Genomic DNA, 11,479 nt, shown 5'->3' with positions numbered 1-11,479 from the left:
TTTAAACCGTCGTTCGATTGATCGCGTGATTAGCGGTGTGCGATCTGCTTGGCGGACAGGGTAAATTGGAAGAAAGCATCCACAGACATAGGTTCAGAATAATAAAAACCTTGGATGTAACGTACACCCAACAGCTCTAATTCTCTCACCTGATCTTGGTTCTCAACGCCCTCAGCAATCAGCCGCATGTTCAATTGCTTTGCTAGTTTAATCATCGACACTAACACCGAAGTAATGGCTGAATTTTGATGCAAGCTTTTAATAAAAACTTGATCAATTTTGAGAGTGTGGAAGTCGTGTTGGTGGATAAAATTTAAACCTGAGTAGCCGGTACCAAAATCGTCAATCGCGATTTTAAAACCTAGCTGTTTCAGTCGCTGTAAGTTTTCCATGGCTAACTTCAACTCGTCCACGTTGAAATGGTTGTCCTCGGTGATCTCCAACAGAAGTCGTGGAACAATGGCTGGGTGTTTTGCCGCGTAGCGTTTCATGTAATCCATAAAGTAATTATCAATGATCAATAACCGGCTGATGTTGATACTGATGTATTGATCGTGCAACGCATGTTTGTGCTGCTCCACACATTCTGTCACCAATTTCAACACACGGTAGGTGATTTGGTGAATCACGCCAATACGCTCTGACAACGGGATAAAAATGGTGGGTGAAATATAGCCTTGAGAGGGTTCATTCCAGCGCAGTAGCGCTTCGCTACCAACAATTCTATTCTCGGTAATATCGACGATCGGTTGTAAATAGAGTTCCAACTGATGGTTTGATATTGCCTCTCTCAAAGAGACTTCTAAGGTATTTCGGCTGAGGTGATAGTTGTAATAAGCAAGATAAATCAAAGAGATAACACTTGCTGTAAGCAAGGCAAGCCATAAGTTATCGAGAAAATGGTAAGCATAAGATCCGTTATTTAAGTAGATCTGAATGGAGAGTGGGTAATGCTCGGATTTAAAGAGAAAGCTAGTATGAGCAGAATCGATCTCTTCCTGATCACTGCGAATACTTTGGCTTAACACGTTGACCTGATAGCCGTAGTGCCATTTGGCAAGTTTAGGAGCGACTAGGTTCATAAACTGTTCTGGAGGCATCAGTGCATTGAGGCCGCTCATATCTGGCTGTGAAGCATAGACAAAAAATGTTTGCTCTTTACTGCGAGATTTTGTTAATGAAATGGTAGTATTCGTTGGAGATTGTTTAAGCCTGTCAAGAATATGTTTGTATAAATGAATGGTGGTATGGCCTTCATTGCTGGTGCAAAAAATAGTCCCGTGAGCGTTGTACATGCCCACTTCTTTGACCATTTTCGAGCGAAATACATAGCTCCTCAGAGCAATGATGTCTTCTCTTTGGCAGTGCTTTGAAATGTTTTTACTTAACTGGTTCAGTTCATCCGACGTTTGATTGATGTGATGTTCCAGTTGTGTAATGGCTTGTTCACCGAAGCGGGTTGCCTGCCGGTTAGTGTCATAAAAGTTTTTAACTATCGCGAAAGTAAACACAAACAAGAAAATACCCAGAATAGGAATAAATGCGTTTATCTTTGCCGAAAGTATCTCTTTTGCAACGCTAAATTTGCTCGGTGAACTGTCATTGTTTTGCATTACAGACAGTGCTCATAGGTTATTACCAGTAAAAATCAGTATTGCTTTTATGTTGATTACTATAAGTAATTAATTTCTAAACGTAACCTAGAGTCTTGTCTCAAAAGTGAGACGAAAGAGCAGTTATCTGTTTTTCAAAGGCTTTGTTGCTCATTTCCAATTTCATAATTTTCTTAATATACAAGTCGATAGTGTTTTTTTATGGGGTTAGTGCCTAGCGCGACTCCATTTTGACGCTGGTGAGCCTTTAACGCACAATTAGATTAAAATGTAATCTACAGAAATATAAAATTGCATAATCAATTGCGACTAAACTAACAATTAGTTTACTGATCGTTTTTTCATCTATCTCATCGTCGAGAAGTATTTGGGGGCCTTATGGATTTACAAGTGGTTGTTCAGCCTGCGTCAGTAAGCGAAGTGGTGGGGGATGTTATTGCTGTCGATGCCAAAGGTAACGCGCGTCAAGTGACGGTGGGTGACTCCTTGATGAAAGGTGAAATCTTAATCACGGTTAATCATTCATCGGTCACTTTGTTTATCAATGGGCAAGTGGCGGTGGTCGAACAAAACTGCGTCGCGTGCTTTGGTGACACTGTGTTAGAACACGATACATCAATGGATCTGATCCAGTTTCCTGTCGCGGGCGACATTAACGCTGATCTCACCCAACTTAATGAGGCTAATTTTGATGCGGATAATATAGCCGCTATTCAACAAGCCATTTTAGATGGCCAAGACCCGACCCAAATACTTGAAGCAACCGCCGCCGGAGCCGGTGGTGAAGGCTCTGCAAATGCTGGCTTCATCACCATTGATTACAATTTTGCAGAAGTATTGGCGAGTACGTTTTTCGAAACTGCAGGGCGTGATGCTCAGCAATCATTGACTGAAACGAATTTGAGTCCGTTGCGTTTTACCGCTGGGGGTGAATCATTATCAGCGGCATTAGTTGAAGGTTCGCTCTCACTAAGTTCGTATCCACAATCAGTGACGGCAAATGTTTTAATCGCGGCGGGAGATCTGCCACTGGATGCCGCCTCTTTTGTCCCTGAATCCCTTTCATTAGCTGCGCTATTGTCAGAGCTGAATAGCGATATTACTTCGGCTGGGCGATCAGTAAGCTTTCGTTATGATGCTACGGCTAACCATATTGTCGGTGAACTTGACGGCAGTGAAGTGCTACGGATTGATTTAGTGGCGACGTCTGTCGGTAAAGACATCAACTTAGAGATAGTGACGACCATTAGTCAACCGATTGACCATGTTCCCTCCGTGGGAGGTGGCTTAGTTTCTTTTGCCAATGATCAAATTGCGATTCAATTTGATGTAACCGGTTCTGATGCGGGTGGAAATCCTATTCGCTCGCCGATTTCTATCGCAATCAGTATTGGTGATGGTAATAACCCTGTTATGTCCGATGAACCGTCGACGTCCGTTTATGAGGATAATTTGGCAAAGATCGGCTCGGATGCCAGTGCTTCACAGACGATTACCGTTTCAGGACAGTTTGATACCCAATTGGGTTCTGATCAAATTGAAAGCTATCAGTTGGATTTAAGTGCTAATCCGTTGGCGGGGTTAACCTCGGCTGGTGTCGCGGTGCAATTGGCCTCTTCCTCGTCATTGAACGGGGTTTATACCTATCAGGCGAGCGCCAATGGCCAGCCTATTTTTGAGTTGATATTAAACCCAGACGGTCGTTACCAGTTTACGTTACAAGGCGCGCTGGATCATCCAGTCAATAGTGATGAGTTATTACTCAACCTTTCGGTATTGGCAACCGATTATGATGGTGATAGCTCTGAAAGTGTGCGTTTACCAATCAACATTATTGACGATAAACCTGAAATCATTGGTGTGGATGCGCTCAGCGTTGACGAAGACGATTTAGCGTCAGGCTCAGACAGTAGCAAAGAGCCGTTGTTCGCCGAAGGCTATTTCACCACCACCCAAGGGGCCGATACGGTAGTGAGTTATCAGCTTGATACCAGCATCAACCCCATCGCTGGGTTAACCTCGCAAGGTGAAAGTGTGGTATTGGGCGCGGCGACAGTTGACGCCAACGGTAACTACCTCTATCAAGCAAGTACTACCCCAAGCGGTCAGACGGTATTTAGCTTAGTGCTTAACGCAGATGGCAGTTATCGTTTTACCCTACAAGGGTCAATTGACCATACGCAGGGGAGCGATGAGCTACTGGTGAATTTCAAGGTGGTTGCAACTGACTATGATGGCGACAGCGCCAACATTCTGCTGCCCGTCACCATTCATGATGATCAGCCAATCATCGCGGGCGTGCAAGCGCTCAGCGTTGACGAAGATGATTTAGCGTCAGGCTCAGATAGCAGCAAAGAGCTGTTGTTTGCAGAGGGAGTTTTTACTACTCAAAGCGCGGATAAGGTGGTGAGCTATCAGTTGGATACCAGCAGTAACCCGCTTGCAGGCCTAACTTCGCAAGGTGAAGCGGTGAGTTTGGGCGCGGCGACAATCGATGCCGACGGCAACTACCACTATCAAGCTAGCGCTGCACCGAGCGGCAATGCAGTGTTTAGTTTGGTGCTCAATGCGGATGGTAGCTATCGTTTTACCCTGCAAGGTCCGATTGACCATGCGCAGGGGAGCGATGAGCTGCTGGTAAATTTCAAGGTAGTGACAACCGATTATGATGGCGACAGCGCCAACATTTTGCTGCCCGTCACTATCCATGATGATCAGCCAATCATCACCGGCGTGCAAGCGCTCAGCGTTGACGAAGACGATTTAACGTCAGGCTCAGACAGTAGCAAAGAGCCGCTGTTCGCTGAGGGAATGTTTACCACTCAAAGCGCCGATAAGGTGGTGAGCTATCAGTTGGATACCAGCAGTAACCCGCTTACGGGCTTAACCTCGCAAGGCGAAGCGGTGATCTTGGGCGCGGCGACAATCGATGTCAATGGTAACTACCACTACCAAGCCAGCACCACACCCAGTGGCAATGCGGTGTTTAGCTTAGTGCTCAATGCGGACGGCAGTTACCGTTTTACTTTGCAAGGTCCGATTGATCACGCCGCAGGCAGCGATGAGCGACCGGTGAATTTCAAAGTGGTGGCGACGGACTATGATGGCGACGCCTCTGACATTCTACTGCCTGTCACTATTGTGGATGACAAGCCAACGATTGTCGGCATTCGCACCGGTAGCGAACAGAGCGTGGATGAAGATGACTTAGCCACGATCGGTTCTGATCGTTCAGACAGCACCGTTATTGCTGGACATTTTGATGTGATTGACGGTGCCGATGGTATTGTCAGTTATCAATTATCGGATCTTGTAACGCCTGTCGAGAATTTAACGTCCGGTGGTCAAGAGATAGATATCATCCAAATTTCAAGCAGTAATGGTGTCACTGTTTATGAGGCGGTGATTAAGAATACGACGGACGTGGTTTTTCGTCTCACGCTAAATGGCTCGGCCGATAGTTACCAATTTGAACTGCTTAAAGCCATCGACCACCCGACGGGTAATGGTGAAAATAGTTATATTTTAGATCTTCCGATTACCGCAACTGATAGAGATGGCGATGTTTCAGCGTCAGCGAGTTTGCCAATATCGATTGTTGATGATATTCCAACTTTGCATGATAAAAGCATCACTAGTGTTGAAAATACGGCGATAAAAACAGTCAATTTATTTAGCCAAGACAACAATACCTCGCCGGATACTCAAGGTGCAGATCATGGTGCGATCACTAAATTTGTGGCCGTTGATGAAGTGGGTCGTGATATTCAATTTAGGGATGGCAATGGCGCAAGCTTAGCGAATGAAATTGAACTTAACGGCATCACAAAAACGGTCACAGTTATCGAAATAAAAAATGGTGTTGAGCGAGACTTAGGCACACTGACGATTACGCCTAACGGTAACGCGACATTTAAACCAGTTGCTAGCCTTGAACATGGTGATGATCCGACCATTTCATTTACTGTCGATGTCACTGCGCAAGATTTTGATGGCGATGCCTCAACCGAACAGTTGAACATCAATATTCTTGATAGAAATGCCACTATCACAGTTGCTAATGTTATTGGCGCTGAAGACGCTGGACGCGATGGTGTCACTATTTTGTTTAACGACCCCAATCAAATCACTAATAGGCAAGATAACCAATCCGGCTTAAATACTTCACCGCTTAAAGTGGATTTGCAGATCAATCTTTATGATTTGGATCGCAATGAATCGATTGGTGATGTAAAAATCACGGCCAGCAACGCGCATGGCGATTTTTACTATCTCAATAGTTCGGATGTTTATGTCAAATTAGAGCTAGTCAGTGGACGATTTGTTTTGCCCGCAGATGCGGTGGAGCAAAGCTTAACAGGCAGTGTTGCTAAGATTGAAAACTTGTATTTTGTGCCTGACCGTCACTATGCCAGCGCTAACGGTGGCTTCCAACTCAATATTACTGTGCAGGTTTTGAATAATGGCCAGCATGATCATAATGTGAACGGGAAATTGCGCATTGAGGTGGAAAGTGTGGCCGATATTGCGACTTGGACCTCAAGCAGCCAATTTCATTATGATGCAGTAGAAGATAGTGACAATATTACTCTCGATGTTTTAGCGCAGACACAAGATAACAGTACCCCCGAAATAATCCTGTATGAGATCCGCTTTACTCAAGGTGAAGGTGAGGCGCAACTAGTCTACGCAGATGGTACGCCGGTTGGAATGAGCTCGGATGCTTCAGGTCACTATTATCTTGTTAGCGCGAGTAACATTAACCAAGTACAAGTTGACCCTAATGATAATTTCAGTGGTCAGATCAAACTTGATATTACAGCGATCACGACCGAGCAAACTAACGCTCACATTGGTAAAGAGAGCGCCCGATCAGAAACGAAAGAAATCGTGATAGATGTTAGCCCTGTTGCCGATATGGGTAGCTTCTCTGTCAATCGAATCAATGTTTTTGAAGATAATGCCGCTACGCAAAATACCGTTGACCCCACCACAGATCACGATCCCTTGTTATTAAGTGAAGTCATTACGATGGCGGGATCCGTTGATTCTGATGGTTCAGAAACACTCTATGTGCGTCTCTCTGATTTTTCAGAAACAGGTGTCACACTGATTTGGTTGGGAGCCGGAGCCAGCGAAATATCACAAATAACCGATGCCAATGGTCATACTTATTATGAAGTTCCTGAACAATATCTTGACCAAGTTGAAGTGCTACCCCCATTGCATAGCAACGCTGATTTTACCTTCTCTGTTGAAGGCATCATTAAAGATAGCGTTACTCTTTCTACGGGTGCGGTGACAGATGAAATCTCGCTAGGTGTTAAGACGGTTAATGTTTCAGTTAAGGGCGTAGCAGATATTCCAACCATTGATTTTCACTCAAACAGTACTAACACTTGGAATGAATTTAGTGAAAATGGTCTGCAAGTGATTGAAACGACGATTGATGAAAATCAATCCGTTGGCTTTGGCTTTAGTGTGTTATCCGGTGAGCTTGCGGATAATCCAGCGGACAGCTCTGAGTCGATCACCGTTTTGCTATCGAACATTCCAGATGGTGTCAAACTGTATGACAGTGTTGGTAGCGTGATTAACTTGGTATTTGTTGGTTACGGTACTGCGCAGCAACCTATTTATCAGGCGAATCTAACTTCAGCGCAGGTTGATTCAGGTATTCGAGTGGAGCCATCTCATTCATCGACCGAAAACATCAACATCAAAATGACCACCATCGTTACTGAAAATGATGGACATACGCGTCAAATTGAGTCGGAAATTCGCATTAAAGTGGCACCGGTGATTGATGTTGTTGACAACTATCAATCACACTCGCTTGGTAACGAGGACAGCCGCATTAATATTCATTGGCAGCCAGAAGAGGAACAACATCTTGATGCTGATGAATATTTTGCCTCTGTTACACTTTCTGGCTTCCCAGCAGGTAGTACTATTTACGTCGATGGTGTTGTCACGACCTTAGATAGTGATGGCAAGCTCATTTTGACCCCCGCACTGGGACAGAGCGAGCAAGATTTCTCAGCGCAAGTGCTGGCAATTGGTTACGTTCAAGTTCAGCCACCAGAGCACTCCAGTACTGATTTTACCTTGAGCACTGAGATTGTGGTTAAAGAGCAAGACAACGAATACGTCGATGCAATCAATTCTGGCGAAGGTATTGCTTCGAAAGTCATTCATGGTTCTGTTGATGTCACGGTAAGGCCGATAGTTGAAGCTGATGGACAACTGCGTGTTGAAGAGAACGGCGCAGTCATAAACAAGGTTGTCGCGGATGCCTCTGGTGCTATCTACTTTACGATTAATGATGCGGCCGGCGGCGAGCCTGATGCGAACGTTATACGCTTTGACAATGCAGACACTCAATCGACAGAGGGTTACCAATCATTAGAAGTGGTTGACCAACTGGTGGTGCGTTTTAGCAATATGACGCCACAGGTACTTGATCAACTACTGATTACTGGTGCAATTAATAATGGGGATGGTTCATGGACCATTGTTGATGAGCAGAATTTCAGTGTAAAAGCACCGAATGGCCTGACATTGAGTAGTGGTAACGATCCTGATGGTGATGGTTATAACGACATCACTGTGACCATTTTTGCCCAAGTGTATGACCAAGGGGAAGATAGCTCTGAAGCCAAAGTAGTTCGACAAGTGCAATCAGAGATCACCTTGCAATTTCCGCTCACGGCTACGGGCAACAACACGGTAGCGGCTGACATTACTTTAGTTGGCAATGCGGATGATATTGTATTAGGTATCGAAGATAACGCCATTAATTTAGGTCAGCAAATTCAAGATAAATTGATGGTGAGCGCTTCAGGTTTTGATGGTGTAGAAGATGAGCTCAGTATTGTTATCGCGCAAAGTGTCCTGCCAGCGGGCGCAAGTTTATCTGGTAGTCATTTTGATTTCGTTGATGGCTTGTATGTATACAAAGGTACCGTGAATACCGATGGCTCGATTTCAGGGTTAGAAAATCTGCATCTGCATCTGCCCGAAGATTACGCTGGCGACTTTAATTTGCCGATCACTTTTGTGACGACAGACATGGCTTCTGGTGACGAAAAAACCCTCAGTACGCAAATCCCAGTGGCAGTTTCTCCGGTAGCCGATGTTCCCGGAACGCATCAACCGCAAGATGATAACATTAACCCTAAAGCGACATTGACTGTGGAAGGTTCGCTTGGGTTAGATGCAAATCATCAGCCGACTTCAAGCTCGTCCGACGTTCCGACCAATGACGGCATCGGGTATGAAGATGGTATTATTCATCTTTCGCTCGACATTGACCTTGCTGATATTCGCAATAGCGCTACGGAAGGACAAGAGGTGCTGAGCGAAGTCACCTTAACCCTACAAGGAACCAATATCGGAACCTTTGTTGATGCGCAAGGCAATGATCTCGGTACCAGTATCACTTTTAGTCAGCCTCAGCTACCTGCGGCATTAGACAATGTTTATTTCAAACCCGCACCCAATTATCCTACTGGCGGTGATGATAATACCGTCAACATTACTGTGGCGGGGAAAGTGACTGATATCACGCAATTTGATGATACCAATGCCAATGCGTTGGGTGTGGCTAATACTGATGCTGATAAACCATTTACCACACAAGTAAGTTTTGATGTGACGCCAGTGGTAGACGACGTCATTATTTCCAGTGGTGGCAGCAGTGATATTGAAGTGCATGGATTGGAAGATGAGTGGATTGTCCTTTCTAAACCGGGTTCTGAATTTACCGTTGATCTGACCGATACAGATGGCTCTGAGGTATTTGTGTCGATCAAGCTTACTGGGGTGCCAACGGATTTTGTCGTGAGTTCTCTCTCTTCTGACTATACCGTGAAAAATAATGGTGGTGGTGAGTGGAGTATTCAGATTAACAACCTAGCACAAACCTCGATCAATTTATCCGATATTGCGATGAAACCTGCGAAGAACTTCAGTGGCGAAGTGGAAATCGGCATCAAGGTCTTTACCCAAGAATCCTTGCTTGGTGTGCCTGTAGAGCATAACGGCAGCTTTAGATTGGATATTGCGCCCGTTGGGGATGTGATGGATGTTGAACCAGTGACTAACGGCGCTGGCGATGAAGGCGTTGACATTGAAATTGATATCAACGCGCAAATTATCGATAAAGCCGATTCCATTGCAGCCGGTGCGAACCATAGTGAAAACTCGCCAGAAACGTTGCGAATTGAAGTTTCCGGGGTGCCAGATGGAGCAAGTATTGCATTGCCTAATGGCACGCTGGGGACTTACATCGGTGGTGGCGTATGGCTGTTGAATGCCGATGCACAAAGCTTAGATAAACTGATTTTTAATTCTGGTGATTGGCATAAGGACACTTGGGCGGGAGATCTGACGATTAAAGTGCAGTCGGTCGATACAGGGCTGGACGGTACTGAACATTTGGGGCCTGCGCGTGAGTTTACTGTTTCAGTTGATGTTCAGGCGGTCAATGATGCGCCCACCATTGATACTGCTACGGTCACCACAACGATTGATGAAGAGGCGGGGCAAAAAGTTACCGGCTTGAGTGTGAGTGATGTCGATTATGCAGGCTCACATGCCAACGACCCCATGACGGTGATTTTGAGCGTGAGCGAAGGTTTGCTCAGTGCCGTGATCCCCGCGTTAAGTTCTGTCACGCAGAGCACCAATTTGGCTGGAGAACTCGTCCTACAAGGCACGTTATCGGATATTAATGCGCTACTCAATAGCAGCGATCCCGCCAGTGGTGTTTTTGTCGATGCCACCGCGATTGGTAGTGACCATATTGATCTGACAATTAAGGCCAATGATGGTGGTGTTTATGCCGACAATGTTTCTGGTATGGCGCTAGAAGAGACAGAAACCGTCAGTATTGCGGTGACGCCCAAAGCCAATACGCCGATATTAACCCTTGATCCGAGCTTTAATTATATGAAGCAGACGTATGTTAGCCAAAGTATCAGCGCTCAAGGTATTGCATTGCTGGGGTTAATCGCGGCATTAACGGATAGCCATGAAGTGTTGTCATTGGAGATCGACAGTCTGCCAAGTGGTGCAACGCTTTCCAGTAGCTCGGGCAGCGTGACTGAGCAAAACGGAGTGTGGATTGTTTCCGCTGATGCTATCGACGGATTACAGGTTAGCGGGCTCGATTTAGGGCAACACACTCTGTCGGTAGCGGCTATCTCAACAGAAACGGATGGTAGCCGTGCAGCTTCTGCATCAATTGATATTGCGATTGAAGTATTGCCTGACGGCAGCACGATTGATCAATCAACGAACGGGGATGATGCGCAATTGCTCGCCGGTAATGTTGGGGCGCAGTTGCTAGGAGGCAGTGGTCATGATCACCTTGAAGGTGGCGATGGTGATGACACCTTAGTGGGTGGTGGCGGAAATGATACCTTGATTGGCGGGCTTGGTGCCGACATCTTAACCGGGAGAAGTGGCGCTGACATATTTAAATGGACGCCCGATACTGTTGATGAGCAAACCGACACTATCACTGATTTCAACGCTGGTGAAGGTGATGTGATCGATCTCACTGATGTTGTGGCCGATTTACATTTGCCCATGGATCAACTGCTCGTTTCGTTACACACTTCTCATCAGATAGAAGCGAAAGTGATGACCAACACGACGGATGTGGAATTGGAAATTCTGACGGACAATAACGTACATCAAACCATTGTGGTGCAAGATCTTGCCAGCCAATTCAATTTTGATGGCATGGCGTCGATTGACATTGTTGGCTTCTTATTGGACAACAACATTATCAAGCATGACGTTTAAATAAAGAAAAGAGCAGCTAAATAAAGAAAAAGTGCACCCAACGGCTTCAGGCT

General features: G+C 45.5%; 2 protein-coding genes. One reads left to right on the top strand and one right to left on the bottom strand.

Going from position 1 to position 11,479, the window contains the following annotated elements; genetic code table 11:
- Positions 1-29: 29 nt before the first annotated feature.
- Positions 30-1,613: an EAL domain-containing protein gene (locus tag AACQ79_RS08620; RefSeq protein ID WP_170898940.1), complete on the bottom strand. Its 1,584-nt coding sequence runs from the start codon at positions 1,611-1,613 to the stop codon at positions 30-32.
- A 378-nt stretch (positions 1,614-1,991) separates the two neighbouring features.
- Between AACQ79_RS08620 and AACQ79_RS08615 the strand changes: the two genes are divergently transcribed.
- Positions 1,992-11,426, top strand: coding sequence for a retention module-containing protein (locus AACQ79_RS08615; protein ID WP_170898939.1), 9,435 nt, complete (start codon positions 1,992-1,994; stop codon positions 11,424-11,426).
- The last annotated feature ends 53 nt before the right edge of the window (positions 11,427-11,479 follow it).

The organism is Vibrio sp. 3-2(1), from assembly GCF_963887575.1.
Lineage (GTDB): Bacteria > Pseudomonadota > Gammaproteobacteria > Enterobacterales > Vibrionaceae > Vibrio > Vibrio anguillarum.
Note: the sequence above shows the minus strand (reverse complement) of the source record. Positions and strands in the feature narration are given on the sequence as shown.

Bases quoted from the DNA above. Each gene is read 5' to 3' on its own strand.
- AACQ79_RS08615 (WP_170898939.1), top strand. From the start codon at position 1,992: ATGGATTTACAAGTGGTTGTTCAGCCTGCGTCAGTAAGCGAAGTGGTG.
- AACQ79_RS08620 (WP_170898940.1), bottom strand. From the start codon at position 1,613: ATGCAAAACAATGACAGTTCACCGAGCAAATTTAGCGTTGCAAAAGAG.